Genomic DNA, 26,873 nt, shown 5'->3' on the forward strand with positions numbered 1-26,873 from the left:
GGACGGAGAGCGCATTTTGAATGCCAAATGGATGATTGCCGGCGCCGGAGTGCTGGTTGTGGCCGGTGGCCTGCCGTGGGTGGTGGGTTATGTCACCGAACAGCAGTGGCAGCGGGCAACGGCAGAGGTCAACAGTACTCAGCCGTTCCTGAAGTTAGAGACAGAAGATTATCGCCGGGGCATTCTCGGTTCAGAGCTGAGCGGCTCAGTCAGCCTGTTGAATCCTGAAACCGGTGAGTCCAATCGGGTGGCTTTCCGGGCGGATGTTACCCATGGGGTGACAGGCAGCCTGATGAACTTTGAGCCGGCCGACGGTTGGTCCGCACCGGGTATGGACTGGTTTCCCGTGGAAGACCCCAGGCTGACCCTGGAGACTCGGCTCTGGGGTACCGCGACCCTTGAGCTCGAAGTGCCGGGTATGTCTGTTACTGACGCCGGGACAGGCGAGTCCCTTGACACCAGCGGCGGGCTGGCGAGGATCGAAATCAGTGACGCGGGCTCCAGTGCAGAGGCACTGGTGGTCTGGCCCGCGCTGAGGTTGTCTGGCCCGGAGATGGATGTCCGTGTCAGCGACTTCCGGATGGAGCAAACCATGAATCACCTTTCCGGTGAGATCTGGACTGGCTCCGGAGAGGTTGTGGTCGAATCGGTGTCTGTCACGCCCGATCAGGAGCAGCCGGTTGCTCTGAACGGCATCTCTGTTCAGAGCAGCAGTGAGTCGGTCAACAATGGTGGGCGACTGGATTCGCGTGTGGCCTTCGAGGTTGCCGATATTGCGCTTTCCGAGGAAGCTTATGGCCCCCAACGGCTGGTATTCGCCTTGGAGGGGCTGGATGTGGCAGCCTGGAGTGCCCTGACAGAAAGTCTGTCGGCGATGCAGGCACTGGCTGTTACTCAGGCTTCGGGCGATCAGGACCGGTTTGACCAGCAGATGGCCGCCATGGAGCAGATGAATGCCGCCGTACGGGATTTGGCCGCGGCCGGCTTTTCCGTGGGTTTTCCGGAGTTGTATATAACAACGCCGGAAGGCGCGGTAACGGGAAGCGCCCGGATTTCCCATCCGGAGCTGACGGCGGATCAGAAAACCGAGATGCTGATGGTGATGCAGCGCCTGACCGGCGACATGAATCTGAGCCTGCCCCTGGCCCTGGCAGAGACGTATCCGGAGCTGCGGCTGCAGCTGGCGCCCCTGATCAAGCAGGGTATACTGGTTCAGGAGGGCGACAGGCTGGTGCTGGATGCGCAGGTTAAGGATCTGATGGTTGATGTGAACGGCGTGGAAATTCCATTACCACCGCTGCTCTGAATCGTGGGTCAGGAACAAAAAAGCCCCGTTGTCGGGGCTTTTTTGTTCCCTCAGGCCCGTTCAAACTTCTGTTTCAGGGCAGCCTCTACCACTGGATCGACGAATTCAGACACATCGCCGCCCAGGGATGCGATTTCCCGGATCAGGGTGGAGGAGATGTAGGACAGGTGGTTCGCGGGTGTCAGGAATACGCTTTCCACCTCCGGGGCAAGCCGGCGGTTCATGTCTGCCAACTGGAATTCATACTCGAAATCGGAGACGGCGCGCAGGCCGCGCAGGATCACGGTGGCGCCCTGCTCACGGACAAAGTCCGCCAGCAGGTTGCTGAAGCCGGTGACGCTGACATTGGGGAGATGCGCGGTTGCCCGGCGGACCAGTTCACAGCGCTCTTCGAGGTTCAGAAGCGGCTGTTTCTTGGGGTTGTAGGCGACGGCAACGACGATTTCGTCAAACATGCGGCCGGCCCGTTCGATCAGGTCGGTGTGGCCGTTGGTGATTGGGTCGAAGGTGCCCGGGTAGACGACTTTAGGCATGCACAGCTCCTTTCTTTGCAAGGGCCTAGGATAGCAGAATTTTTCGCCATCTGTAGGTGGCTTCCAGGGCTTTGGGAGGTGCGTGTTGGTTATGCGGGTATGGCCGGCAGGAAGGGCTTATCCGGGAAACGCTACAAGCACATCCATGTGCGCTTGAGCGAAGCCATCCCTGGCTTCTCACATTCCCGGATAAGCCCTTCCTGCCGACCTGTCGATCTCCGTGCTGGCATCCCCGATGGAAACTAGGCGCTCATTGGCCAGCAATGCCAGCAGCCTGTCGGACTTAAGGCTGATCTACTGTGCCGGTGGGGAAGATCGAGGCGTCGTGGATGCTGAGATTTCTTACGTGGTGGTGTTCGCCAAAGCCGTTGCGGAAGTTGAATTCGTCCGAGTAGACGGATTGGGGCGCGCCGTAGAACGGGTCCACCTGCTGGGGCATCTGGGCGACGGTGGCGTTAACGGGGTGGATGAAGGAACCTTTGCCAATGCGCTGGTGGGGATCCGGGATATAGGACCTCAACAAGAGACCTGGCGAGCCGATGGCACTCGCCGCGACCACGAAGTGCCGGGCCCTGAGGGTCACGTTCACGCCGGTTGGGGTGACCCCATCGGCGGCCAGGGCAGCAGCCTGGAGGTGGCTGATCCGGTCCTGGTTCATCACCAGTTTGTCGGCCCTCAGGCTGTGGAACAGCCGGGCGTTGTTGTCCAGGGTGCCGACCGCACTCAAGCGGCCGGCCGGCCCCGAGGAACGCAGACTAAGGTTTTAGCGGATAAACAACTTATAAACCATCTTGTGTGTCGCCGTGCCATGGGGCGCATAAACAAACTTGCCGCTGTTGAACTTCTGCTTGGTGAAAATGGCCCGGTGATGGGAGAAGGTCAGGAAGCCTTCGCGGCCATGGTAATGGCCCATCCCGGAATCCCCGACGCCACCAAACGGCAGATCATCCTGAGCCACATGCATCAGCGAATCGTTGATGCACATGCCGCCCGAGTGGGTGTTATCCACAACATGCTGCTGCTCGGTCTTGTCATAGCCGAAGAAATACAGCGCCAGCGGCCGCGGCCGGTCATTGATGTAATGGATGGCTTCATCCAGGCTGCCGTAACTGACCACCGGCAGAATCGGGCCGAAAATCTCATCCTGCATTAGTTTCATGTCCGGCGTGGTTTTCAGAGCCAGCGTCAGCGGAATCTTGCGGGTACCGTCCTTCATGTTTTCCCGGGCCGGATTGACCTCCAACAGCTCGGCACCCTTTTCCCGGGCATCATCCAGGTAGCCCTGCAGCCGATCGTACTGGCGTTCATTGATGATGGCCGTGTAATCATCGTTGTCCCGCAGGCTCGGATACATTTCCGAGAAGCGGGCCCGGAATTCATCGACAAAGGCCTGAACCCGGTCTGCCGGGCAGAGCACGTAATCCGGCGCCACGCAGGTCTGCCCTGCGTTGAACGCCTTGCCGAAAGCAATGCGCTGGGCGGCATCTTCCATCGGCACATCCGGTGACACCACAGCCGGCGATTTGCCACCCAGCTCCAGGGTGACCGGGGTCAGATTTTCCGCAGCCGCCCGCATGACCAGCTTGCCCACGGTGGTGGAGCCGGTAAACAGCAGGTGATCAAACGGACGCGACGAGAAGTCCGCCGCCACATCCGCCTCGCCATTGATAACCGAAACCAGGTCCCCGGGGAGGCTGGCCTCAATCAGCTCCCTGAACAGCGCCGAGGTGTGCGGCGTGTATTCCGACATCTTGATCATGGTGCGATTGCCCGCTGCCAGGGAAGCGACCAGAGGCCCCACAGCCAGATACAGTGGATAGTTCCAGGGCACGATCACACCGACAACCCCTTTTGGCTGGTAGTGAACCTTGTTGCTGGCCGGTTGGAACAGCACGGATACGTGTCGTTTGGAGGGTTTCATCCAGCCACTGAGGTGCTTCAGGGTGTAATTGATGCCCTGAATGGAGGGCATGACCTCGGCGATGAGTGATTCGTCCTTTGAGCGGCAGCTGAAGTCGCGGTCGATGGCGTCCAACAAACGGTCCTGGTTGCTCAGCAGTACCCGCTTGAGGCGTTTCAGGTTCTCCTGACGTTCGGTCAGGGAAGGCATGGGATTGTTGCGGAACGCCTTTTTCTGCTCCTCGAACACCCGGTGGGTGTGCTGGATCTGTTTCTTGCTCTCGGTGAGCTGAACGACAGTGGCTCCCATGATGATCTCTCCTCTGTGGTGCCGCCCTGAATCAGTCGGCAGCCGGTTATTCCTGGCATTGCACGATTGGCGAAAAATTGTGCGATTTGCGTCTGGAGCTATTATTAGAGTATATACTCTAGTGAGTCAAGCGAAGGCAGGTGGCGAATCGGGCCATCTGTGAGCTGCACAACAACAAACGCCGACGGGCCTATGAAGACAAGAGACAAGATACTGCTCTCCAGCCTGGAGCTGTTCAACGAGCGAGGTGAGCGCAATATCACCACCAACCATATTGCTGCGCACCTGGCTATTTCGCCGGGCAACCTTTATTACCACTTCCGCAACAAGTCGGACATCATTTACGAGATCTTCCTGGAATACGAAAAGCTGGTGGATTTCTATCTGGATATTCCGGAAGACCGGGCCATGACGCTCGAGGATATGACTTTCTACCTGGAGTCGGTTTTCGACGGCCTCTGGAGTTACCGGTTTTTTCACCGGGACCTGGAGTACTTGCTGGATAGCGATCAGCGCCTGCGAAAGGACTACCGGGAGTTTACCAATCGATGTCTGGTGTCGATCAGTCGGATCTTCGAAAAGCTGGCAGAGGCCGGAATCATTGAGCCTCAGGAAGAAGATCTGCGGTCGGCCATGTCCCTGAACGTGTGGCTGGTGATCACTAACTGGATGGCATTCCTGAAAACGGCCCATGCGGAGGAGGAGTCGGCCAGCCTGACGCTCACTGAACTCAAACAGGGTATCTACCAGGTGCTGACCCTCGAGATTCCTTACCTGACCCCGGCCTACCGGGACCGGGTGATGGCGCTGAGGGAGAAATACCGGCCGGCACTTCACGACAGGGATGATCTGGGTGTGGACGAGGCACTGTGTAAGTGAAACCCGGAGGTCTGGTCAAAAAATGATCTGGCCTGGAACTTTCGTCGAATACCATACTCAAAGGAAAAGACGTTGGGAATTCGGACATTCCTTGCGTCTCCTGAGTGCGATCTCAGGTTTTAGCACGTCGCAAACCCTGACGTTTCACCGGTCTGCTTTCTGGCAGGCCGGTTTTTTTATGTCCTGTTTCAGGCCGTTACATCATCATCGGTGCCATTATCTTCCAGCCAGTCAGTCAGTGCCTCCTGGCATTCGTCGACGCCTCGTTTTGAGGTTGCCGAGAACATGATCAGGTGTTCCACACACTGAAACCCTGAAAGCTTTTTGGCGATGCCCATCATGCTGGTTTTGGCCTGGCCAAACTTCAGTTTGTCGGCCTTGGTGGCCAGAATCATCAGCGGAAGGTTGTTATGCTCGCACCATTCCACCATCATTTGGTCAAAATCGGTCAGCGGGTGGCGGATGTCCATCACCAAAACCAGCCCACGCAGGCAGCGACGGTCGTTCAGGTAGTGCCCCAGATGCTGTTGCCAGTCATCCTTCATGTCTCTGGAGACCTTGGCATAACCATACCCGGGCAGGTCCACCAGGCGGCACTGCTCCCGGTTGAGGGAGAAGAAGTTGATCAGGCGGGTGCGGCCAGGGGTTTTGCTGGTTCTCGCCAGTTTGCCGTTTACTGTAATGGCGTTGAGTGCGCTGGATTTGCCGGCGTTGGAACGGCCGGCGAAGGCGACTTCCGCACCGATATCCGGTGGGCACTCATCCAGACGGGAGGCGCTGACCAGGAAACGGGCGCTGTTAAAAGAGACGGTTTTTTGAGTCAGATCAGGGTCCACAGTGGTTGGCTTTCCTTTGCATTTCAGTTATCAGGGATTAATGTATAATGCTACACCAATTCCGGGCGGCGCGCTGTGCGTGACCGCTGGCAGCCCCGGTTTTGAGCCTGAGTGCTCAGCGCCTGCTGGCTGCATAGCGAAGAATACCCTTAAAAAGATGAGAGAAGCGGAGCGGGCATGAAAAAACTGATCGCAGGAGTTGTTCTTGGCGTTGGCCTCGTAGCGATGGCGCACGGGGCAGGAGATTCTCAGGCAGGCGAACAAAACGCAGCGGTATGTGCTGGCTGTCATGGCCAGGGCGGTGCCAAGCCGGTAATGGGCGTTTACCCGAAGCTGTCTGGTCTGGGCGAAAAGTACCTGTATAACCAGTTGGTGGCTATCAAGGAAGGCGAGAGGGTCATTCCTGAGATGACCGGTCTGCTGGGCAGCATGTCCGATCAGGATCTGCAGGACCTGGCGGCGTACTTTAACGAACAGGACATGGTTGTCAGCCAGGCGGACCCCGAGCTGGCTGACAAGGGGGCGGCACTATACCGCGGCGGTAACATGGCCACGGGTGTGCCGGCCTGTGCCGGTTGTCATAATCCTCGGGGCAACGGCAACGAGCCGGCCGGTTATCCGGCTCTGGGTGGCCAGAACGCTGAGTACGTGACGAAGCAGCTCAAGGCCTACCGTGAAGGTGCCCGCAGCACCGGTGCCAATGCGGCCATTATGATGGATGTAGCGTCAAAGCTGACTGATGCTGAAATCGAAGCGGTCTCCAGCTACATTTCCGGTCTTAACTGATCTGTTGGGTTTGCGACAAAAAACCCCGCCTCGTGCGGGGTTTTTTGTCCCTTTCGATTTCGTAACCGCGGGCGTGTGGAACTTATCAGGTTCGCTGGGTCATAATTCTTTTATTGGCGACATTCAAATAACCGGAGATTCCCCATGTTTCGATCTTTCAGAGCGGTTTTCCTGCTGCTATTGGCTATGTCTGTCCCTGGCCTCGCCAGTGCCGCAGAGTGGAAGGAGGGTACGCATTACGAGCGCCTGGATACGCCTGTGGCTACAAACAGTCAGTCAGGGGTCGAGGTGGCGGAGGTGTTCTGGTACGGCTGTCCGCACTGCTACAACTTCAAGCCGCTGATTGAGAACTGGGAGGCCAATGCACCGGAATACGTCAATTTTGTCAAAATTCCGGCCGCCCTCGGACGGAACTGGGAACCCCACGCCTATGCGTTTTATGCCCTGCAGGCCATGGGGGAGCTGGACAAGGTGCACGATGCCCTGTTTGATGCCCTCGCCGGCGAGCGCCGTCCGCTGAATACCCCGGAAGCCCTGGCTGATTTTGTCGCAGGGTACGGTGTGGATCGGGACGAGTTTCTTGCCAATTACAAAAGCTTTGGCGTGAATGCGCTGATGCAGAAGGCCCAGGCCAAAATCCGTGGTGCGCGGGTTACCGGAACACCGACTATGCTGGTAAATGGCAAGTACAGGGTCACTGCGTCCATGGCTGGCAGCCATGAAGCTGTTCTGGAAGTGCTGGACTACCTTGTTGCCAAAGAGCACGACAACGCCGAATAGGTGTCTCATTATTGAGAGTTGAGACTGAAGCCCGAATACCGGGAACAGCTGGCCGGTTGAGACCGCCATTATGTACAAGCATATCCGAAAGCAGTTGAATGGCATTCTGGGGCGGGCCGGCGGCCCCAGGGGTGCCTGCTCCGGAACCGAACATGTGCCGGAATTCGAACCACACCGACACATTCGCCTGCTGACGTTCAATATTCAGGTGGGTATCAATACCTCCTCTTATCGCCATTACCTCACACGGAGCTGGCAGCACTTCCTGCCTCACCGCAACCGTATCGGGAACCTGGATCACATTGCGTCGCTGTTGTGCAACTACGATGTGGTCGCCTTGCAGGAATGCGACGGTGGCAGTTTGCGCAGTGGCTACATCAATCAGGTGCAGTATCTGGCAGAGGCCGCGGGCATTCCCTACTGGTACCAGCAACTGAACCGCAATCTCGGCCAGATCGCCCAGCACAGTAATGGTCTGCTAAGCCGATACCGGCCGCTGGATGTGACCGAGCACAGGCTGCCGGGGCTGATTCCCGGCCGTGGGGCCATCATTGCCCGCTATGGAACCGAACATGACCCGCTGGTACTGGTGTTAATGCACCTTTCCCTGAGTAAGGCAGCCCAGCAGCGACAACTGGGTTATATCCGGGAGCTGATTGCGGACTACCAGCATGTGGTTCTGATGGGGGACATGAACGCCCACGCTGAACAGTTGCTGACCCAGACGCCTCTGAAAGAGACCAATCTGGTGCCTCTGCCGGATACCGCCCACAGTTTTCCCAGTTGGCGACCCGAGAAGGCCCTGGATCATATTCTGGTGAGCCCGTCCCTGGAAATCCGGCGCTCGGAGGTGGTGAGCTATCCGATGTCGGATCACCTGCCTATCGCCATGGACGTGGCGTTACCCGAGGGTTACCTGAAGAAGTTCTGAGCGGGGTTGGTCCACAAAAAAAGCCCGGCACATTGGCCGGGCTTTTCTGGATGCCGGATCAGGAGTTACTTGATCTTGGCTTCCTTGTACGCAACGTGCTTACGGACAACCGGATCGTACTTTTTGATCTCGATTTTTTCCGGCGTGTTACGCTTGTTCTTCTTGGTCGTGTAGAAGTGACCAGTGCCTGCTGAAGATACCAGCTTGATTTTCTCGCGCATGATGCGGCTCCTTAAAATTTCTCGCCGCGGGCGCGAAGATCGGCCAGCACAGCGTCAATGCCTTTTTTGTCGATGATGCGCATGCCCTTGGTGGATACGCGCAGCTTCACGAAGCGCTTCTCGGACTCAACCCAGAAACGATGGTTCTGCAGATTCGGCAGAAAACGACGACGAGTGTGGTTCATCGCGTGGGAAACGTTGTTACCGGACAGCGGACGCTTACCGGTAACCTGACAAACTCTGGACATACTTGCCTCCGACCTGAGCAATGGTCTCAAAAATACGAATTCGTTTTAAATGCGTCTCTGGTTGCTAAGGAGCCGTTACGCTCCCATTCGCGCCTCTAAACTGAACGCTGCTCGCCAGACGCCGCCAGAAAGGGACGCTTTTATACCAGAACTGACCCCCCAACGCAAAAAATTGTTGGGAATTTGGCCGGTTTTCCGGTATTCGCGCTCACTGTTCTTACATCAGCCCCCGTTCAGCCAGTGATATTACCTCACCGTGGCCAACAACCATATGGTCAAGAACCCTGATATCCACCAGGCCGAGGGCCTCCTTCAGGCGACGGGTCAGAGAAATGTCAGCCTGGCTGGGCTCTGCTACGCCGGATGGATGGTTGTGTGCGAAAATAACCGCCGCTGCGTTGTCCTCCAGGGCCTGTCGCACCACCTCTCTGGGATACACGGCAGCGCCGTCGATAGTGCCCCGGAACAGTTCCCGGTATTGGATGACCCGGTGCCGGTTATCCAGGAACAGACCGGCAAATACCTCGTGGGGGTAGGTGCCCAGGCGACTGGTCAGGAACCGGCGGGTGTCTTCCGGTGAGCGCAGGGGGTCCCCCTGGCGAAGTGGCTCGTCCATGACCCGGCGGGCCATTTCCATGGCAGCCTGAACCTGGGCGTATTTGGCGGTTCCCAGGCCTTTTACCTCACAGAACTGGCGGCGGGATGCGGCCAACAGGCCCCGAAGCCCGGAGAATTCATCAACAAGGTGGCGGGCCAGCGCCATAACCGGCATGCCGGTGGTCCCGGTGCGCAAAAAAATAGCGAGCAGTTCGGCGTCGGAGAGGGTTTGCGCGCCATGGGCGAGCAGACGTTCCCTCGGGCGTTCGTCCGTGGGCCAGGTGGGATCTGTCATAGGGGCTTCCTTGCGTTGGGTTTTGTGATCGGGTGCTTCCTGCACCGAGACGGCGGTCTCAGGGTTACAAAGGTTACTTTAAAAAGTAACAATCGGTAAACGTATGTTCATTGTCTGTGGGCTGTCGGTGCCGCCGGAGCATGCTATCTTAGTAAGCCTTTCTTTTTATGTGGAAACGGAGCCTCTATGGCCGCCAGACGAATCCTTCTGGGAGTGACCGGTGGTATTGCCGCCTACAAGAGTGCCGAACTGGTGCGCCTGTTCAGGAAAGCGGGCCATGAGGTCAGGGTGGTGATGACCCGCGGTGCGGAAGCCTTTGTAACACCGCTAACGTTCCAGGCGCTCAGTGGCGAGCCGGTGCGCACCTCCCTGCTGGATCCAGAGGCAGAAGCGGGCATGGGCCATATTGAGCTGGCCAAATGGGCCGATCAGGTGATCATCGCCCCGGCGTCCGCGGATTTCATTGCCCGGTTTGCCCAGGGTATGGCAGATGACCTGCTCACCACCGTGTGTTGCGCAACCGAGGCCCCCATCGCGGTGGTGCCGGCCATGAATCAGGCCATGTGGAGCAATACGCGTACCCAGAGAAATGTCCGGTTGCTCGAGGAGGACCCGCAGGTTGCATTGTGGGGGCCAGACCAGGGGGAACAAGCCTGTGGCGATACCGGTCCCGGGCGGATGCTGGAGCCGGAGGCTATCCTTGGTTTTTTGGATGCCGGTAACGGTACGGCACTGACCGGCAAGCGGGTGGTAATCACTGCAGGCCCCACTCGCGAACCCATTGATCCGGTCCGGTACATCAGTAACCACAGTTCCGGGAAAATGGGCTATGCCCTGGCCAACGCGGCCCGCGCGGCGGGTGCCCATGTGGTCCTGATCAGCGGTCCGGTCACCCTTCCGGCACCTGCCGGAGTTGAGGTGCGCCGTGTGTTAACGGCAGAGGATATGTTGCGGGAAGCCTCCGGGGCGGTGGATGAGGGGTGTGACCTGTTCATTGCCACCGCGGCGGTGGCCGACTACCGGCCGGAAAAGTGCGCCGGTGACAAGATCAAGAAATCCAGTGACACCATGTCGCTCTCGCTGGTGCGCAATCCCGATACCCTGGCGACGATTGCCGGGCGTACCGATGCGCCGTTTACCGTGGGCTTTGCCGCGGAAACAACCGATGTGGAACGCTACGCCACCGATAAAATGCAACGCAAAAAGCTCAATATGATCGTGGCCAATGATGTGGCGGCCCCCGGCCTGGGGTTCAACAGTGAGAATAATGCGGTCACCGTGTTCTGGCCCGACGGTCATGAGTCGATCGGGCCGGACAGCAAAACGAACATTGCCCGGCGTCTGGTGGCGATGATTGGCGACCATCTTAACCAACAGGATCCTTCATGAGCAGGAAAAATCTTCAGGTACGCATTCTGGACGATCGCATCGGCAACCAGATTCCCTTTCCAGAGTATGCAACCGCAGGCTCTGCAGGCCTTGATCTGCGTGCCTGTCTTGATAAACCGCTGACTCTGGAGCCCGGGGATACGCAACTGATAGGAACGGGGCTGTCCATTCATATCGCCGATCCGTCCCTGGCGGCAATGATCCTGCCGCGAAGCGGTCTTGGCCACAAGCACGGTATTGTTCTGGGCAACCTGGTAGGGCTGATTGACTCGGATTACCAGGGCGAGTTGATGGTCTCCTGCTGGAATCGTGGGCACAGTTGTTTCACCGTGGACGTGGGCGAGCGTCTGGCGCAACTGGTGCTCGTGCCAGTGGTTCAGGCGGATTTTGAGGTGGTCACCGAATTTGATGAAAGTGTGCGGGGTGAGGGCGGTTTTGGTTCCACCGGTACGCGGTGACAGGGAGGCCGGCCACGCAGAGTCAGGCGCCGGCGTCTATACTTTGCGGATAATGCCCTGTCCAGGACGAAAAAATCATAATTGCAGGATGGACTATGAAGCTGGGTAAGAAGAAGGCTACCGACGCGTCCGTTGATGAAAAGCCGGCAAGAAAAACGGAGAAAAAGGAGAAAGGCAAGGCTGCGGGGCCGAAACTCAAGCGGCTCAGTTCGGTGGCGGTGACGCAATCAGTTATCGTGGTTCTGGCGGGTGTGATCGCGGCGGCATTGGTTCATTTTCTGGTGGTCCAGCCCTCTGCCACGGATCGCTTTACCTCGCTGAAGACGCTGGAAGCCGACGGGGCAGCCCTGCGCCTGAATCAATACTTCGATCAGTTACAAAAGAGCGTTAATGGCCTCGCCACGCAACCGCATGTGATCCAGGCTGTCATTGGCAGAAACGAAATTGCCGAAACCGAAGTGGCGTTGGCGGATTCCCTGCCCGGAATCGAAGCCGTACATCTGTTTCCCTATCGCATGGTTCCCCGTACCGCAAACGGTGACGGGTTGCTGGGCTTTTCGGGCCTGGAACTTGCCCGGCGAGCCGAGACAGGCCAGAGGTTGTATCCGGATGCGTTCCCCCGGGATAACCGGTGGTTTGTTCAGATGGCGACACCGGTTCGTAACCCCAGGAGCAGTGCCATTGTCGGAAGCCTTCTGATGATCTTCGACATCGGCCAGATTCAGCCGTTGCTGACGGTGGTCAACTCAGATCTCGGTGGCAAGTTGGCCCTGATTCAGACAGTGTCCGGGGCATCCCGCACGCTGGTCAGTAACGGCAGTGGGTCCGGCAATAGCGAATCCCGTACGCTTATTAACCCGGACTGGACGGTGGCCTACACTCCGGCGAAAGCGCCGGCGGCTCCGGTCAGCAGCGTGATGATCGTAACGCTCGTGGGTGTCCCCGTGTTGCTTGCGGCCATAATTGTCTGGGTGCTGCTCGGTGGTGCCCAGAAGGGTCTGCGTCAGGATGTGACGGCCCTGATTCAGTGGGCCCACAAGGTGTTTGGCGGTGAGCGGGTCAAGCTCCCGGCATTTCGCTGGGACATGGTGGCGTCCACGGGTGAAGTGCTTTATCGGCTGTCCCAGGTTGTCGACAAACGGGTCGGAAAGGCCGGCGAAGCCGCGAAGCCCAAGCCCGCCAAAGCTGGAAAATCGGGCTCCGGAGCATCGCACAGTGCCGACGAGCCGTTGTTTCAGGACAAAGATATGCCGGATATCGATATGCTGGACGGCGATGAGGATGTTCTGGGCTTTGGCAGCGGCGACGATACCGCCTTTGGCTCTGACGACACCCCCGAAGTTGAGGAGGTGGCTCTGCCGCAGGTGGACATTTCCCGGGATATTTTCCGTGCCTACGACATACGGGGCATTGTCGGTGACACGCTGACGGCGGATATTGTCCAGGTCATTGGCCGTGCCATTGGTTCGCAAGCCCGGGAGCGTGGCGTCGGTAGCTTGTGTATCGGTTACGACGGCCGCCATTCAAGCCCGGATCTTGCCGATGCGCTTGCCCGGGGCGTCATGGCGGCTGGCTGCGACGTGATTCACGTGGGTGCCGTGCCTACTCCGGTGCTCTATTTTGCCACTCATGAGCTTCAGACCGGCTCGGGCGTGATGGTGACAGGAAGCCACAATCCGGCTAACTACAATGGCCTGAAAATCATGCTGGGCGGGGAAGCCCTGTCTGGTGAGGCGATACAAAAACTGTATCAGCGTATTCAGACCGGCGACTTCGCCAGCGGTCAGGGCAGCCAGTCCTCAGAGGATGTGCGTCGTGCCTACCTGGACCGGATTGTCGGTGACATCGCGGTGGCCGCGCCGCTCAAGGTGGTGGTGGATGCCGGTAACGGCATCGCCGGTGAGCTCGGGCCCATTCTGATTGAAGAGCTGGGCTGCGAGGTGGTTCCGCTGTATTGCGATGTGGACGGGGACTTCCCGAATCACCATCCGGATCCCGGTAAGCCGGCGAACCTGGTGGATCTGATCGCCCGGGTGAAATCGGAAGGGGCCGATATCGGGCTGGCCTTCGACGGTGATGGCGACCGTATCGGTGTGGTGACCAATTCCGGCAAGATCATCTGGCCGGACCGCCTGATGATGCTGTTTGCCCGGGATGTGGTGTCCCGGAATCCCGGTGCCGACGTGCTCTATGACGTGAAGTGCAGCCGCAGGCTGGCGGGTGTGATTTCCGAAGCCGGCGGCCGGCCGATCATGTGGAAATCCGGCCATTCGCTGATGAAAGCCAAAATGAAAGAGACCGGTGCCCTGCTGGCCGGTGAAATGAGCGGCCATATCTTCTTCGGGGAACGCTGGTACGGTTTCGATGACGGCCTCTACTCGGCCGCTCGCCTGCTTGAAATTCTGGGTATCGAAGACCGTCACAGTGATGAAGTCTTCGAGGAATTTCCGGAAGATGTCAGTACCCCCGAGCTGAATGTCGAGGTGACGGAGAGCACCAAGTTCGAGATTATTGCGCGTCTCGGTGAAGCGGGAGACTTTGGTGACGGCAACATCAGTACCATTGACGGCATTCGGGTGGATTACGCCGACGGCTGGGGCTTGTGCCGGGCATCGAATACCACGCCGGTTCTGGTCCTGCGCTTTGAGGCAGAGACCGAGGACGCCCTCGAACGCATCAAGGCTGTCTTCCGGGAACAGCTGCGGAAGGCGGCGCCGGATCTGGTGGCAGACTTCTGAACAACTGCCCCGGCGGGTTTTCGCAGGTCATTTTAACTCAGGATTAGCAAGGCATACACATGACGCTGGATCGTGAAACAGCAATGCAGGTGGCTTCGGTACTCAGCCGGGGCTTGCCCTATATTCAAAGATTTACCGGCAAGACCGTTGTTATCAAGTACGGCGGCAACGCCATGGAGAACGAGGACCTGAAGAGCAGCTTCGCCCGTGACGTGGTGCTGATGAAACTGGTGGGCATCAACCCGATAGTGGTTCACGGTGGCGGCCCCCAGATCGGGGAGCTGCTGGAGCGCCTGAATATTCAATCCCGGTTTGTCAACGGCATGCGGGTTACCGATGCTGAAACCATGGATGTGGTGGAAATGGTGCTCGGGGGGCAGGTGAACAAGGAAATTGTCTCGCTGATTAATGCTCAAGGTGGTACCGCATTGGGCCTCACCGGAAAGGATGCCAACCTGATCCGGGCGCGGAAGCTTGAAGTTGTTAACCGTTCTCCGGAACTGGAACGCCCGGAAATCATCGATATCGGTCATGTGGGCGAGGTTGCCAGTGTCAACGTGGATGTTATCGATATGCTCACCCGCAGCAATGTGATTCCGGTGATCGCGCCCATCGGGGTGGGGCCGGACGGTGCTTCCTACAACATTAACGCGGACCTGGTAGCCGGCAAGGTGGCGGAAGCCATGAAGGCCGAGAAGCTGATATTGCTTACCAATGTGTCCGGGCTGAAGAGCAAGGACGATAAGGTGCTGACCGGGCTGACGGCAAAACAGGTCAATGAGCTCATTGAGGATGGCACCATCCACGGGGGAATGCTGCCGAAGATCCGGTGTGCCCTGAGTGCGGTGGAGAATGGCGTGCGCACGGCCCATATTATCGACGGCAGGGTTGCCCATGCCTGCCTGCTGGAAATCTTCACCGATGAGGGTGTCGGCACCCTGATTTCCCGTAACTGAAGGCCCCGGCAAGGAGTTACCGGATGAGACGCCTGTTAGCGACGCTGGTAATACTGGCCCTGGTCGGCCTTGCCGCGTTCAAGACGGGCGTCTGGTGGTTGGCAGACCAGCGAATGGCAGGCGCACGGCAGGCGCTGGCGGAGTTTGGAGTGCTGCACCGTGGCAGCATCGGTTCGGGTGTGGAAGGTCGTGTGGTTCTCAACGGCGCGAGCTGGCATGATTTTGAACTGACCCAGCCCCTGAACATAGCCCGTGCCGAGTTTGATGCGGGTTCTCCGGTCAACCTGCTGACCGGCCTCGCCGCCCCCTCCCGAATGCCGGCGCAGTGGTCTGTAAGACTGGAGGGTCTGAGCCTGATCCTGGACCCCGCCATGTTGCGCAACTGGGTCACTGCGGAGGGTGTGGACAGTGAAGGCGAGCAGGCCCTGTTTGTTCTCTCCTGTGCCCCGGATCCTCGCCAGCAGCTTGGAAGCGGGGATCTGATCCGGATGGGGATTGCCGGTCTGGCTGGCGAAGCCTTTCTGCACCAGAATCCCGACCGTATTCATGCCGAACTGAATACCATCAGTACCGGTAGCCTGGAACTGGACTGGCCAGCCGCCAGAGTCCGTTTGCAGGACGGAGAAATTACGGTATCCAGCGGCACGGAGCCCCTGCAACTGACCCTGCGGGATGCTGGCCTGATGCGCCGCATCGCCGCCTATTGCGCCCGTGAGGCAGGCGTTAAGCCCGATGAATGGGCCAGGCGTTCACTGGACGCCCTTGTAGCGGGGCTGGAAGCCCGGGGGCTGGAGCCAAGTGGTCAGTTGAAGGCACTGTATCGGCAGTGGTTACTGGAAGGTGGTGAGCTTACGGTGAGTCTCCGGCCCGGCGACGCCTTGTTCGGTATCCCGGTCAGAACTGAAGAGGTGGAGCAGACCGGTCGTGGCTGGCCAGTGCGCTATAATGGCGCGGGGGTCCCTGATGTTTATCTCACGGAAACCCAACCAGTGATGGCGGAAACGTCAGACGTCGCCGTAGCACCTGTCGTGCCGCGGGAAAACACCGGCGTCGAAGGCTGGTATGTGGCTGATATGGCGAATGCGGACCAGTGGATTGATCATAAGGTCAGGGTGACGCTCTCCAACGACAAGGTTGTGGACGGCCGTCTGGTAAGTGTCAGCGAAAAGGAACTTGAGGTGGCCCGGCTGGTTGCGGGCGGAGAAGTCGCCTACCCGATGCTGATCCGGGTCATTACCAACTTTGAAGTGTGGCGGCGCGGCCGTGCACAATGAGTCCATTGGGAATCTGAGAGGAAACTATGTCGCAGTCCGATAGCAATACCTCAGCGGTGCCGGGCATTCGTGACATGCTTGCCCGCCTGGTATCCCTGCCGTCCATCAGCAGTGCCTCAGCGGAGTGGGATCATAGCAACGAACCGGTGGTACGAACCCTGGCTGAGTGGCTGGAAGCTCTTGGGTTTTCCGTGGAGATCCTGCCAGTGCCGGGCACGCCCGGCAAGTTCAACCTGATTGCAACTCTGGGCAGTGGCCCGGGTGGTCTGGTGCTGTCCGGGCACACGGATACGGTGCCCTTCGACGACAAGCGTTGGCAGAGTGATCCCTTCACCCTGACCGAGCGGGACAATCGCTGGTACGGCCTGGGGACCTGTGACATGAAAGGCTTCTTTCCGCTGGCAATCGAAGCAGCCCGGGCCTTTGCCGCTGAGGACCTGAAGCAGCCGCTGATCATTCTGGCGACCGCCGACGAGGAAAGCTCCATGAACGGTGCCCGGGCCCTGGCAGAAGCCGGCAAGCCCAGGGCCCGCTACGCGGTCATCGGCGAACCCACCAGCCTGAGGCCTGTGCGCATGCACAAGGGCATCATGATGGAGCGCCTGAAGTTTGAGGGCCAGTCCGGCCACTCCTCGAATCCGGCCCTGGGCCGAAATGCCCTGGAAGGGATGCACGAAGCCATGACCGAGCTGCTGGCTCTCCGGTCAACATGGCAGGCACAGTACCGGAACCCCAACTTCGAGGTTCAGGTGCCGACTCTGAACCTCGGCTGCATCCACGGCGGTGATAACCCCAACCGCATCTGCGCCCAGTGCGAGCTGCATTTTGATCTGCGTCCGCTGCCGGGCATGAATATGGAAACCCTGCGCCAGGCAATCCTCAGCAAGGTCCAGCCGGTGGCCGAACGCCGTGAATTGTCCATGGTGTTCGAACCCCTGTTCGACGGTGTCCCGCCGTTTGAGACCCCTGCCGATGCCGCCCTGGTCAAAGCCTGCGAGCAGTTGACCGGCCACACGGCCCATGCCGTTGCCTTTGCCACCGAAGCCCCCTGGCTGCAGAAACTGGGCCTGGAAACCCTGGTTATGGGGCCTGGTTCCATCGATCAGGCGCACCAGCCAGACGAATATATCGAGCTTTCCCAGCTGGCGCCGACGGTGAGAGTACTACAAGGGCTTATCCGGCAGTTTTGCCTTTAGCTCGGAGTCCGGGTCAAATAGGGGGCTGAACACTGTCGGGGGCCCGCTCCAAAACACGCCCGTGAATACGTCCCTGTAGGGCTCGGTCGCGCCATCCCTGGCGCTCCACGGTTCTGGAGCGGGCCCCCGACAGTGTTCGTCAGACTGATCTGCAGGCCGCCCAAAGAAAACGATTGGAGTACTCGCATTGAAATCAAACGACTGGCTGCATGGATTCCGCCACTCATCCCCCTACATCAATGCTCATCGCGGCCACACGGTGGTGCTGACCATTCCCGGGGATGCCATTGCGCATGAGAATTTCATCAACATTGTTCATGACATCGCTTTGCTGAGCAGCCTCGGCGTTCGGCTGGTCGTTGCCTTCGGCGCCCGTCCGCAGATCCAGGCGCGCCTGGATGGTGCCGGTGTGGAGTCGTCGTTTGCCCGGAGTCTGCGGATTACGCCCGAGAATCATCTGGGCATGGTGATGGAGGCGATCGGTGGCCTGAGGGCCTATCTGGAGAGCCACTTGTCCATGGGGCTGGTGAATTCCCCCATGCATAATGCCCGCATCCGGGTTTCCAGTGGCAATTATGTGGCCGCCAAGCCGGTGGGCGTGCTGGACGGTATTGATTTCGGCCATACCGGCAGGGTTCGCCGGGTCGATGTCGCCGGTATCGAGAAATTGCTGGAGCTGGGGCACATTGTGCTGTTACCGCCGATGGGCTACTCGCCCACCGGGGACACTTTCAACCTCTCCTACGAGGATGTTGGCAGCCAGGTGGCGGCCGCGCTGCAGGCCGAGAAACTGATTGTGTTTATTGATGATCCCGGCTTGCAGGAAGAGGATGGCACCCTGATTCGGGAGCTGTCGGCGCGCCAGGCGTCCGAGCGGCTTGCTGCCGGTGCCGTGACCGGTCACGATGCCGACCTGCTCAGAGCCGCCTGTGATGCCTGTGTGAAGGGCGTGCGACGGGCGCACATTATCAGTTATGTGGACGACGGCGCGCTGCTGGAGGAACTGTTTACCCGGGACGGTTCCGGCACCCTGGTCAGTGGTGATCACTATGAGCAGTTCCGCCAGGCCAGGGTGGAAGACATTGGCGGCATTCTGGAGCTGATCCAGCCGCTGGAAGAACAGGGCATTCTGGTGCGCCGCTCCCGGGAAATGCTGGAAACCGAAATCGACCGGTTTGTGGTGGCCGAGCGCGACGGCACTATCGTGGGCTGTGCTGCCCTCTATAGTTACCCGGATGAGGGCGCCGGTGAGTTGTCCTGCTTTGCGGTAGATCCGACCTACCGCCGGGCCGGGCGGGGCGATGAGATTCTGGCGATGGTTGAGAAACTGGCCAGGGGCCAGGGTATCCGGAAGCTGTTTGTACTCACCACCCAGACCGAGCACTGGTTCCGGGAACGTGGCTTCCAGCCGTCAACCGTGCAGGCGTTGCCCGGGCCCAAGCTGGCTTCCTACAACACCCAGCGGAACTCAAAGGTGTTCTTTAAACCGCTCTGACAAGTCAGTGAGCAGTTCTGACCGTTGAGGCTCGGGTTTCTGTGATAATTCGTCGACTGCGCGGTAGAAACCGGCGAAGTCGTAGCCGGTTTCCCGGAGCAGCTGGCGGAACGCCGGCACATGCTGGTTGTACTGCCGGAACAGAGCGAGGTTGGCATTGTTAAGGGTCACCGGCGCCGGGCCGAATGGACCTGGTTCCGGCCAGTCTTCTGAGATCTGTTGGTAGGCCTGCGCCAGTTGCTCCAGCAAGTCTGCCTTACGGGCCCGTAGCTGGTCATCGGGCACACTTCCCTGCTGTTCGTAGAGCGCTTGCAGTCGGCTACTGAAGGCCTGAACCAGGGCCAGGGTCTGGTTCCGGTGCGAAAGGCGCTCCAGCGCCTGCCGGAATTGGGCGGGTTTGCCCTGTTCGGACAACCAGAGTCTCAGCCCTTCCAGTTCCACGGCAGTGGCGAAGCTTTCGTTAAAGGCCGTGTCACCGGGGATGTACACCACCCGGTGGGCCATTTCATGAAACATCAGGGCGACCATCCGATCCTCCGGTAAATGGGTAAAGCCCGTGTGGAGGGGGTCATCGAACCAGCCCAGGGTGGAATAGGCGGTTACCCCGCCGATGAAGGTGTCGAAACCCCGGGCGTGGAACAGGACCTGCTCCTGTTGCGCATCTTTCAGGCGGAAATACCCCCGGTAGGCCTGGCAGCCGAGGATCGGGTAACACCAGCTATGGGGCTCCAGCGAGAACTCCGGCGCGGCCACGAGGTTGACCACCACCCAGGAGCGTTCAAGGTCCACGTATTCACGGAACGCATCCCCGACAGGCAGGGCAAGCCGCTGGGCAGCAAATTCCCGGGCCTGCCGGGAGACGGCGAGTTTGTCCCGGAGCCCTGCCGGAGTGCTGTCGTCAGCGATAACCGCTTCCACCGGTTCCCCTGAGACCATCAGGGAAATATGACCACTGACCGCCTGGGAATAGTAGCCAATGGCCGTACACCCGTTAAGCAGTGTTACCAGTAGCAAAAGTGGATAGATCTGACTAAGCTGTTTCATGGGTCAGGATGTTATAGTGTGTTGGTTTGCCTGTGGGGGCCAGGTCGCTATAGTACTGTCAGGGTTCCCATAGTAGCAGGTGGCATCCGCCGCCGTTTCAGGGACGTGAGTCGGTGTCGGACCGTGGGTCCGGCAATTACTCCGGCTTAGCGAGATATCAGGTAGCTCATGGATCCAAGAGAACGTCGTAGCAGCCCCCGCCAACCCATCAAGCTTGCTGCCCAGATTGATCTGGGAACCGGTGAGGCCTGGCCGTGTCAGATTTCAGATTTCTGTCCGGAAGGCCTGTTTGTTCGCTATTCCGACGAAACCTCTCGCAAGCTTGACCGGGCCTTTGCGTCCGGTACACCACTGGAGTTGATCGTGCGTTTCCGCGGCCTGGATGGTGCTCGCCGCCATGAGCTGCACGTCGCCATCGTCCGGCGTATTGATGGGGCGATGGGGGTGAACTTTACCCGGCCAAACCCGGAAGCCGTGGATGCCATGCTGCAGCAATGCGGCAGCTCCCGGAATCAGGACCGCTCCTCCCTGCATGCCCCCAGTGACAGGGTCCAGTTTGTTTTGCACCAGTCTGCCAAAGCGGTCATTCAGTTTATTGAGCCGCTGATGGATGCCTGTTTTGTGCAAATGGTCGCGGGGCTCAGGCAGGCTGCCCGGAAAGCCCCGAATGATCAGCAGGCCAATGAATACATGGACGCATCGGGCCAGATCCAGGCCCGTCAGCGCGTCATGTGGCACCAGATGGCGCGTAGCCTGGAATCTCCCCTCAAACCGGCGCCCAGAGGCTTTCCCGGTTCAGAACTGTCAGTGGTAGACAAGGGCGAATTCGAGGACTGGCTGACCATCCGGGTGATGGTCACCAAGGCGGATACCCAGTATCGGGGCGAGCTGCTCCAGCTGAAGCTGCGCCTCGACAACCTGGGTATTGCCAACGCCACCGGGCATCACAACCCCCTCGGGCCGTCACTGGTTTGTGAGGCTTTCCATAGTGGGCTGAACCAGCTCAAGGCCTCCCGTGAGGTAGAAAAAGTCTGCCTGCGGGTTTTTGAACAGGCTGTTCTGCAACAGCTGGGGCCTCTTTACAAGGAACTGAACAATATCCTGATTCGTCACGGAGTCCTGCCGGATCTGGATCTGAGCAAGTACTTGAGCGAACAGGGCGGTGTTAAGTCCGATGAAAAACCGGCGCAGGCCAGGCCGGCACCGCCGCGTGCGGAAGAAAAACCGGCCACTGCCCCGGAGCCGGAACCGGAAAAGGCCGCTGCCTCCGAAAACGCTGCCCGCCGCAAACCCGGTATGCCCGGTGGCGACTTCCGGGGCTACGCCCAGGCGGCGCAAACCGCCTTCGCGACCGTACGGAACCTGCTCAATACGCTGACCGCAAGCCGTGTGGCGCGGGGTGATCCGGAACCTGTGCCATTCCAGCCCAACGCCCGCCCGCTATCGTCCGGAGAACTGCAGCGTGAACTGCAGCAACTGCAGGCACAGCCGCTGGATTCCGGGGACGAAATGGCGCCGCTCAGGGAGCGGGTTGTCGAGAAGGTCAGGGAAAGTGGTGATAACCGGCTGAACGAGGAGCAGCAGGGCACACTGGATGTGGTTGACCGGTTTTTCCGTTCAGTGGTGGAAAGCCCCAAACTCAGTGACTATGCCCAGCAGCGTATGCGGCAACTGGAAGTGCCGGTGCTCAAGGTGGTCATGCGGGATCCCGCGTTTTTCGACGACCAGGACAGCCCCGTTCGTGGCGTAATGAATCGTCTGGCCCAGTTGGGGGTCAAGGGGGGGCGGATTAATCCCGTGGTCCAGCGTCGGGTGGATGAGCTTGTTCACCGCATTACCACCGATTTCGAGCAGGACACCGGAGTGTTCGAGCAAACCGTTCAGGAGCTGGATACCCTGATTGACCGCCAGAATCTGGTGTATCGCAGAAATGTCGAGCGGGTGACAGCCGCCGCAGAGGGCGCCCAGAAGGTTGCCGAATCAAAGAAGGCCGTGACCGATGTCCTGAATCAGAAGCTGGGTGGGCGCAAGGTGCCGAAGGCTGTGCTGAGTCTGCTGGACGGTGGCTGGCGGGATTTGCTCTCGCTGACCTGGATTCGTCAGGGACCGGACAGCCAGCTGTGGCAGGATTACCTGGCAGTGATCGATTCCCTGCTTTCGTTTGCCGCCGATCCCAACAGCGCCATCAATCTGCCAGAGCTGTTGCGGGTGATCCAGGATGGTCTCGCCTCCATTTCCAGCAATCACATGCCGTCCTCCCAGATCCGGGACGAGCTCAAGCAGTTTCTGGTTCGCAGCCCGGATAAATCGCCCGAGCTGGTGGAGATCCCGCCGGCAAAGCCGGACCAGAGCGATACCAGGAAAGTATCTGACCGCGAACAACGCAGCCTGCAGCGCTGGATCAACCGTGCCCAGCAACTGCGCACAGGGGACTGGCTCCGGGATCAGGAAAAACCGGAGGAACCGCAGTATATCCGGCTGGTCTGGATTGCCCGCGGATTCAGTCGTTTTGTGTTTGTGAATCACCAGGGTATGCGGGTGGTGGAACTGGAGCTTGACGCTTTGGCCCGGCATATGCGCAAAGGCATCATTGTGCCGGACAGCCAGTATGAGCGGCCCCTGGTGGATGAGAGTATCGACCGGATGGTGCGCAAGGTTTATGACCAGCTGTCATGGGCCTCCACCCACGATGAGCTGACGAGGCTTCTGGGCCGCCGTGAATTCGAACGCATGCTGGATCAGCAGCTGGCCAGAAGGGAAGATGAGCGGTCCCTGGTGCGGCTGGATCTTCGCCGTTTCCGTCTGCTTAACGACACGGCGGGCTACCAGGCCGGTGATGAAACCCTGAAACGGGTCGCTGACCTTCTTCGCAGCCATGTGGGCGACGGCATGCCCGTGGCCCGGCTTGCAGGGAACGAGTTTGCCATGCTGGTGCCCTCGGAAAGTGCCACCGAAGCGGCGAAAAACCTCATTCAGGCTATCGAAGAAGCCGAGTTTACCTTCGGCGGCCGGGTTTACCGGCTTTCCGCCAATATCGGTGTGGTGCCTACGCTGCCGGCGCTGGTGAGTGCCGAACGCTGGTTACGGGCCTCGGAACAGGCGTTGGCCGGGTCCCGGCAGCAGGGCCATGGCAAGGTTTCGGAATATGCCCTGGGCGCCGAAGACCAGGCCCGCCAGGAGCAGATTGCCGCCAAGGTGGCCAGCCTCAGTAATCTGAATGAAGAGCGCATGCTGTTGCGGTGCCAGAAAATCATACCCCTGCACGCTAATGCATCCATGGCGGCCCAGTACGAAGTGCTGATCAGCATGTACGATGACGAGCGCAACCTGATTACCGGCCGGGACTTTGTCCGTATGGCCGAGCGTTACGACCGCATGCAGGCGGTGGACCGCTGGGTAGTCGGACACATGCTCGACTGGCTCAGGGAGAAGGCCCCGGACCCGCGGCATTTTGGCGGTGTGTGTATCAACCTTTCCGGCTACTCCCTGAATGATCAGACACTGCTGGAGTTTATCTATGAGAAGCTGAGCGAGAAGGACGCTCCTATCGAGCGGCTCTGGTTTGAGCTCACCGAGGCCTCCGCCATTAACGATGTCCAGTCGGTGGCGGATTTCATCCTGGAAATGAAGGAACTCGGATGCCGGTTCTGCCTCGGTAACTTTGGCAGTGGCCCCAGTTCCTTCGAGTTCATGCGTTCATTGCCGGTGGATTTGATCAAGATTGACAATGCCTTTACCGGCCAGCTGTCGACCAGCGAAACCGACCGCGCGATGGTACGCTCTATGGTGGATATGGCCCATTACATGAAGCGGGAGGTGATCGCTTCCCGGGTCGAATCGCGGGATGTACTGGATATGCTCCGTCAGTTGGGTGTGGATTACGCCCAGGGCTTTGTGGTCGAGAAGCCCCGTTTGCTCGACAGCCTCACCTGATTCCGGCAGGCTGCCCCTATGTCAAAACGCCACCCGATTATCGCTGTTACCGGCTCATCCGGGGCAGGTACTACCACCACCGGCCAGATTTTCAGCCGGATGTTTGCCAGTGAAGGCCTGAATGCGGCTATGGTCAGTGGTGACAGCTTTCACCGCTACAACCGGGAGCAGATGGCCCGGCTGGCGGCCAAGGGGCAGTTTGGCGAGCGGAACCACTTTGCCCTTGCGGCCAATCACATCGACAAGCTGGAAGCGCTGTTCTACGACTACGGTCACACCGGTAATGGTCGTTACCGACAGTATGTGCACGATGAAGACCGCAAACTGGTGGCGGCCGGCCACAAACCCGGAACCTTTACGCCCTGGGGGCCATTACCTGCGGATACGGACCTGTTGTTTTATGAGGGCCTGCATGGCGGCGTGGTCAGCGAAACCTGCAACATTGCCCAGTATGTGGACCTGCTGATCGGGGTGGTGCCCATCGTCAATCTCGAGTGGATCCAGAAGATCCACCGGGACACCCATAAGCGCGGATACAGTCAGGACGCGGTTGTGGAGACCATCATCAACCGCATGGACGATTACGTTCACGACATCGTGCCACAGTTTTCCCACACTCATATCAACTTCCAGCGCATTCCGCTGGTGGATACTTCCAATCCCTTCGTGGTCCGGGACGTACCCACCGAAGATGAGAGCATGTTGGTGATCCGGTTCCGGGATCCCTCGGAAGTTGAGTTTCCGTATCTGCTGCAGGTGATTTCCGGCAGTAGCCTGTCACGCCACGATACTCTGGTGATTCCGGGCACAAAAATGCCGCTGGCCATGGACCTGATTGTCAGGCCTATGGTCCAGCGGCTGATGGCCCGAAAGCCGTTCGCCTGAGCGCCGGCGGCTGTTAAGCGGTCAGGCGGCCATCCCGGTAATCACGAAGCGCCTGCTCAATTTCTTCCCGGGTGTTCATCACGAACGGACCATACTGAACCACTGGCTCACCGATGGGCTTGCCGGCAATCAGCAGCACGCGTGCACCCGCGGTTCCGGCATGGAGATGGATCCCGTCCCCGTCACCGAGGATGTTGGCGGCACTGCGCTGCAGGTCCGCGTCACCGAGACGGGCGTCCCCCTCGTACAGGTACAGCATGCCGTTGTGAGTCTCCGGAACCGGCAGGATAAGGCTGCCGCCGGAAGCCAGGTAAATGTCAGCGTACACCGGTTGGGTGCTGCGGTCGGGCATCGCCCCGTGATGGGATTGGCCATCGACCACCATTGCCCCGGCGATCAGCTTCACCGTGCCACCTTCAAAGCCGATCTCCGGGATCTCTTCGGGCTGGATGTCACGGTAACCGGCCTTGGTCATCTTTTCTGCGGCGGGCAGGTTCAGCCAGAGCTGGAAGCCGCGCATCACGCCTTGCTCCTGCTGGGGCATCTCCGAATGAATAATGCCACGGCCAGCGGTCATCCACTGCACGCCGCCGTTGTGCAGATTGCCACGGTTACCGAGATGATCCTCGTGGAGCATGTGCCCCTCGATCATGTAGGTCACGGTCTCAAATCCGCGGTGGGGATGGGACGGAAAGCCGGCAATGTAGTCCGCCGCCTCGGCTGAGCCGAACTCGTCCAGCATCAGGAAGGGGTCCAGGCGAACATTTTGCCGCTGGCCAATGGAGCGTTTGATACGCACACCGGCACCGTCGGATGTTTCCAGTGCGGGAATAATCTGTTTCAGGGAGCGCAGGGTCATGGCGTCCTCCTCTCGTTTGCCCTGGTGACTATTTAATCGGGAGGAGAGGCGAGTATAAAACGCAGAAATCTGGCGGGTGACATCAAAAAAACTGAAGAACCGGTGGCGCCTTGTTCAGGACGCTACCGGTGAACACTTATTCCACGTTGCGGGAGTAGAAAATCTCCAGCATTTCCCGGCGCAGGCGATCCTCAATGGACTGGGCTTCCCGTGGCTCAAGGTCACTGGCATTGACACCGAACACATAGTTATCAAGGTTGAAATTCTTCAGCATCATCTTGGTGTGGAACATGTTTTCCTGGTACACATTCACGTCGATCATCTGATACGAGTTCTGGGTGTCCTCGGTCAGATAGTTCTGGATCGAGTTGATGTCGTGATCGATGTAGTGTTTGGTGCCGTCCACGTCGCGGGTGAAGCCACGGACACGGTAATCCACGGTGACCACATCGGAATCAAAGCTGTGGATCAGGTAGTTCAGCACCTTTAGCGGCGAAATCAGGCCGCAGGTGGACACGTCGATGTCTGCCCGGAACGTGCTTACGCCATCGTGGGGATGGCTTTCCGGGTAGGTGTGAACCGTCACATGGCTCTTGTCCAGGTGCGCCACAATGGTATCCGGCAGCGGGCCCGGAGATTCTTCGTTGTCGGGCTCTTCGCCACCGGTGAGTTCGTGCTCGGCGATCAGCATGGTAACCGACGCGCCGTGAGGCTCATAATCCTGGCGTGCAATATTGAGGATATTGGCACCGATGATCTTGACCACGTCAGACAGGATCTGGGTAAGGCGCTCGGCGTTATACATTTCATCGATGTAGTCGATGTACGCTTCACGTTGCTCTTCGGTCTGCGCATAACAGATGTCGTAGATGTTAAAGCTCAGGGATTTGGTCAGGTTGTTAAAACCGTGCAGCTGGAGTTTTGATTCCATGCTCAGCCCCTCCGGATCGTGGAGATGAATGACTGCAGAGCTGCTGTTAGATGCTCTGCCGAGGCCGCCACCGACTACTGACCGGGTTGTTCAC

The 26,873-nt window shown here is 59.0% G+C and carries 24 protein-coding genes; 14 read left to right on the forward strand and 10 right to left on the reverse strand.

Annotated features, from left to right (window positions below; genetic code table 11):
- Window positions 1–16: 16 nt before the first annotated feature.
- Window positions 17–1,306, forward strand: a complete 1,290-nt coding sequence (locus tag AC13C0_RS11195; RefSeq protein ID WP_117618640.1) for a DUF945 family protein — start codon at window positions 17–19, stop codon at window positions 1,304–1,306.
- Window positions 1,307–1,356: 50 nt separating this feature from the next.
- Here AC13C0_RS11195 and coaD read toward each other — a convergent pair whose 3' ends face one another.
- From coaD to AC13C0_RS11210, 3 genes are all read right to left on the reverse strand, one after another.
- Window positions 1,357–1,839, reverse strand: coding sequence for a pantetheine-phosphate adenylyltransferase (gene coaD / locus AC13C0_RS11200; RefSeq protein ID WP_117618639.1), 483 nt, complete (start codon window positions 1,837–1,839; stop codon window positions 1,357–1,359).
- Between the two features lie 283 nt (window positions 1,840–2,122).
- On the reverse strand, window positions 2,123–2,566 hold the full coding sequence (locus AC13C0_RS11205) for a GMC family oxidoreductase N-terminal domain-containing protein (protein WP_227539259.1): 444 nt from the start codon (window positions 2,564–2,566) through the stop codon (window positions 2,123–2,125).
- 36 nt (window positions 2,567–2,602) lie between these two features.
- A complete protein-coding gene (locus AC13C0_RS11210; protein WP_117618638.1) occupies window positions 2,603–4,048 on the reverse strand; it encodes a coniferyl aldehyde dehydrogenase in 1,446 nt (481 codons plus the stop codon).
- A gap of 192 nt (window positions 4,049–4,240) precedes the next feature.
- Between AC13C0_RS11210 and AC13C0_RS11215 the strand changes: the two genes are divergently transcribed.
- The gene (locus AC13C0_RS11215) at window positions 4,241–4,927 is read left to right on the forward strand and encodes a TetR/AcrR family transcriptional regulator (protein ID WP_117618637.1); all 687 of its coding nucleotides are present in this window, start codon (window positions 4,241–4,243) and stop codon (window positions 4,925–4,927) included.
- Window positions 4,928–5,115: 188 nt separating this feature from the next.
- Here the strand turns inward: AC13C0_RS11215 and yihA are convergent, their stop codons facing one another.
- Complete coding sequence (gene yihA / locus AC13C0_RS11220; protein ID WP_117618636.1) at window positions 5,116–5,763, reverse strand: ribosome biogenesis GTP-binding protein YihA/YsxC; 648 nt, start codon at window positions 5,761–5,763, stop codon at window positions 5,116–5,118.
- 177 nt (window positions 5,764–5,940) lie between these two features.
- Here yihA and AC13C0_RS11225 point away from each other — a divergent pair, with 177 nt between their 5' ends.
- The 3 genes from AC13C0_RS11225 (at window position 5,941) to AC13C0_RS11235 (ending at window position 8,260) form a co-directional block, all read left to right on the forward strand.
- Complete coding sequence (locus AC13C0_RS11225; protein ID WP_117618635.1) at window positions 5,941–6,549, forward strand: c-type cytochrome; 609 nt, start codon at window positions 5,941–5,943, stop codon at window positions 6,547–6,549.
- Between the two features lie 144 nt (window positions 6,550–6,693).
- Complete coding sequence (locus AC13C0_RS11230; RefSeq protein WP_117618634.1) at window positions 6,694–7,329, forward strand: thiol:disulfide interchange protein DsbA/DsbL; 636 nt, start codon at window positions 6,694–6,696, stop codon at window positions 7,327–7,329.
- Window positions 7,330–7,399: 70 nt separating this feature from the next.
- Window positions 7,400–8,260: an endonuclease/exonuclease/phosphatase family protein gene (locus AC13C0_RS11235; RefSeq protein WP_117618633.1), complete on the forward strand. Its 861-nt coding sequence runs from the start codon at window positions 7,400–7,402 to the stop codon at window positions 8,258–8,260.
- 65 nt (window positions 8,261–8,325) lie between these two features.
- Here the strand turns inward: AC13C0_RS11235 and rpmG are convergent, their stop codons facing one another.
- The 3 genes from rpmG to radC form a co-directional block, all read right to left on the reverse strand.
- Entirely contained in the window at window positions 8,326–8,481 is a 156-nt protein-coding gene (gene rpmG / locus AC13C0_RS11240) for a 50S ribosomal protein L33 (RefSeq protein WP_008173465.1), read from the reverse strand.
- 11 nt (window positions 8,482–8,492) lie between these two features.
- Window positions 8,493–8,729: a 50S ribosomal protein L28 gene (rpmB, locus tag AC13C0_RS11245; protein WP_091988362.1), complete on the reverse strand. Its 237-nt coding sequence runs from the start codon at window positions 8,727–8,729 to the stop codon at window positions 8,493–8,495.
- Between the two features lie 217 nt (window positions 8,730–8,946).
- Entirely contained in the window at window positions 8,947–9,621 is a 675-nt protein-coding gene (radC, locus tag AC13C0_RS11250; RefSeq protein ID WP_341580778.1) for a RadC family protein, read from the reverse strand.
- 186 nt (window positions 9,622–9,807) lie between these two features.
- On the opposite strand from radC, the gene coaBC reads away from it, so the two are divergent.
- The 7 genes from coaBC to argA all read left to right on the forward strand — a co-directional run bounded on the left by coaBC (window position 9,808) and on the right by argA (window position 19,127).
- Window positions 9,808–11,010, forward strand: coding sequence for a bifunctional phosphopantothenoylcysteine decarboxylase/phosphopantothenate--cysteine ligase CoaBC (coaBC, locus tag AC13C0_RS11255; protein WP_341580777.1), 1,203 nt, complete (start codon window positions 9,808–9,810; stop codon window positions 11,008–11,010).
- Window positions 11,007–11,468, forward strand: a complete 462-nt coding sequence (gene dut / locus AC13C0_RS11260) for a dUTP diphosphatase (protein WP_117618630.1) — start codon at window positions 11,007–11,009, stop codon at window positions 11,466–11,468. Before coaBC ends, dut begins: the two co-directional genes overlap by 4 nt.
- Before the next feature lie 95 nt (window positions 11,469–11,563).
- A complete protein-coding gene (locus tag AC13C0_RS11265; protein WP_117618629.1) occupies window positions 11,564–14,206 on the forward strand; it encodes a phosphomannomutase/phosphoglucomutase in 2,643 nt (880 codons plus the stop codon).
- 59 nt (window positions 14,207–14,265) lie between these two features.
- On the forward strand, window positions 14,266–15,162 hold the full coding sequence (gene argB, locus AC13C0_RS11270) for an acetylglutamate kinase (RefSeq protein WP_117618628.1): 897 nt from the start codon (window positions 14,266–14,268) through the stop codon (window positions 15,160–15,162).
- Window positions 15,163–15,185: 23 nt separating this feature from the next.
- Window positions 15,186–16,436, forward strand: a complete 1,251-nt coding sequence (locus AC13C0_RS11275) for an acetylornithine deacetylase (RefSeq protein WP_482954389.1) — start codon at window positions 15,186–15,188, stop codon at window positions 16,434–16,436.
- A 26-nt stretch (window positions 16,437–16,462) separates the two neighbouring features.
- On the forward strand, window positions 16,463–17,632 hold the full coding sequence (argE, locus tag AC13C0_RS11280; protein ID WP_117618626.1) for an acetylornithine deacetylase: 1,170 nt from the start codon (window positions 16,463–16,465) through the stop codon (window positions 17,630–17,632).
- A gap of 187 nt (window positions 17,633–17,819) precedes the next feature.
- A complete protein-coding gene (gene argA, locus AC13C0_RS11285; RefSeq protein ID WP_117618625.1) occupies window positions 17,820–19,127 on the forward strand; it encodes an amino-acid N-acetyltransferase in 1,308 nt (435 codons plus the stop codon).
- Here the strand turns inward: argA and AC13C0_RS11290 are convergent.
- Complete coding sequence (locus AC13C0_RS11290; protein WP_117618624.1) at window positions 19,101–20,171, reverse strand: aminopeptidase; 1,071 nt, start codon at window positions 20,169–20,171, stop codon at window positions 19,101–19,103. The two genes, argA and AC13C0_RS11290, sit on opposite strands and share 27 nt — an antisense overlap.
- A gap of 168 nt (window positions 20,172–20,339) precedes the next feature.
- Between AC13C0_RS11290 and AC13C0_RS11295 the strand changes: the two genes are divergently transcribed.
- Window positions 20,340–24,104, forward strand: coding sequence for a DUF1631 family protein (locus AC13C0_RS11295; protein WP_482954390.1), 3,765 nt, complete (start codon window positions 20,340–20,342; stop codon window positions 24,102–24,104).
- Window positions 24,105–24,122: 18 nt separating this feature from the next.
- Complete coding sequence (locus tag AC13C0_RS11300; protein WP_117618622.1) at window positions 24,123–24,989, forward strand: phosphoribulokinase; 867 nt, start codon at window positions 24,123–24,125, stop codon at window positions 24,987–24,989.
- A gap of 13 nt (window positions 24,990–25,002) precedes the next feature.
- On the opposite strand, the gene AC13C0_RS11305 is transcribed toward AC13C0_RS11300, so the two are convergent.
- Together AC13C0_RS11305 and speD are read right to left on the reverse strand one after the other, a co-directional pair.
- Window positions 25,003–25,848 (reverse strand): pirin family protein, encoded by an 846-nt coding sequence (locus tag AC13C0_RS11305; RefSeq protein ID WP_482954391.1) that lies wholly within the window; start codon window positions 25,846–25,848, stop codon window positions 25,003–25,005.
- Window positions 25,849–25,984: 136 nt separating this feature from the next.
- On the reverse strand, window positions 25,985–26,779 hold the full coding sequence (gene speD, locus AC13C0_RS11310) for an adenosylmethionine decarboxylase (RefSeq protein WP_482954392.1): 795 nt from the start codon (window positions 26,777–26,779) through the stop codon (window positions 25,985–25,987).
- Between the last annotated feature and the right edge of the window lie 94 nt (window positions 26,780–26,873).

Source organism: Marinobacter sp. B-21 (assembly GCF_056857895.1).

Bases quoted from the DNA above. Each gene is read 5' to 3' on its own strand.
- argB (WP_117618628.1), top strand. From the start codon at position 14,266: ATGACGCTGGATCGTGAAACAGCAATGCAGGTGGCTTCGGTACTCAGC.
- AC13C0_RS11225 (WP_117618635.1), top strand. From the start codon at position 5,941: ATGAAAAAACTGATCGCAGGAGTTGTTCTTGGCGTTGGCCTCGTAGCG.
- speD (WP_482954392.1), bottom strand. From the start codon at position 26,779: ATGGAATCAAAACTCCAGCTGCACGGTTTTAACAACCTGACCAAATCC.
- coaBC (WP_341580777.1), top strand. From the start codon at position 9,808: ATGGCCGCCAGACGAATCCTTCTGGGAGTGACCGGTGGTATTGCCGCC.
- AC13C0_RS11300 (WP_117618622.1), top strand. From the start codon at position 24,123: ATGTCAAAACGCCACCCGATTATCGCTGTTACCGGCTCATCCGGGGCA.
- dut (WP_117618630.1), top strand. From the start codon at position 11,007: ATGAGCAGGAAAAATCTTCAGGTACGCATTCTGGACGATCGCATCGGC.
- AC13C0_RS11305 (WP_482954391.1), bottom strand. From the start codon at position 25,848: ATGACCCTGCGCTCCCTGAAACAGATTATTCCCGCACTGGAAACATCC.
- AC13C0_RS11210 (WP_117618638.1), bottom strand. From the start codon at position 4,048: ATGGGAGCCACTGTCGTTCAGCTCACCGAGAGCAAGAAACAGATCCAG.
- radC (WP_341580778.1), bottom strand. From the start codon at position 9,621: ATGACAGATCCCACCTGGCCCACGGACGAACGCCCGAGGGAACGTCTG.
- AC13C0_RS11235 (WP_117618633.1), top strand. From the start codon at position 7,400: ATGTACAAGCATATCCGAAAGCAGTTGAATGGCATTCTGGGGCGGGCC.
- coaD (WP_117618639.1), bottom strand. From the start codon at position 1,839: ATGCCTAAAGTCGTCTACCCGGGCACCTTCGACCCAATCACCAACGGC.
- AC13C0_RS11290 (WP_117618624.1), bottom strand. From the start codon at position 20,171: ATGAAACAGCTTAGTCAGATCTATCCACTTTTGCTACTGGTAACACTG.
- AC13C0_RS11265 (WP_117618629.1), top strand. From the start codon at position 11,564: ATGAAGCTGGGTAAGAAGAAGGCTACCGACGCGTCCGTTGATGAAAAG.
- AC13C0_RS11275 (WP_482954389.1), top strand. From the start codon at position 15,186: ATGAGACGCCTGTTAGCGACGCTGGTAATACTGGCCCTGGTCGGCCTT.
- rpmB (WP_091988362.1), bottom strand. From the start codon at position 8,729: ATGTCCAGAGTTTGTCAGGTTACCGGTAAGCGTCCGCTGTCCGGTAAC.
- argE (WP_117618626.1), top strand. From the start codon at position 16,463: ATGTCGCAGTCCGATAGCAATACCTCAGCGGTGCCGGGCATTCGTGAC.
- AC13C0_RS11215 (WP_117618637.1), top strand. From the start codon at position 4,241: ATGAAGACAAGAGACAAGATACTGCTCTCCAGCCTGGAGCTGTTCAAC.
- AC13C0_RS11230 (WP_117618634.1), top strand. From the start codon at position 6,694: ATGTTTCGATCTTTCAGAGCGGTTTTCCTGCTGCTATTGGCTATGTCT.
- AC13C0_RS11295 (WP_482954390.1), top strand. From the start codon at position 20,340: ATGGATCCAAGAGAACGTCGTAGCAGCCCCCGCCAACCCATCAAGCTT.
- rpmG (WP_008173465.1), bottom strand. From the start codon at position 8,481: ATGCGCGAGAAAATCAAGCTGGTATCTTCAGCAGGCACTGGTCACTTC.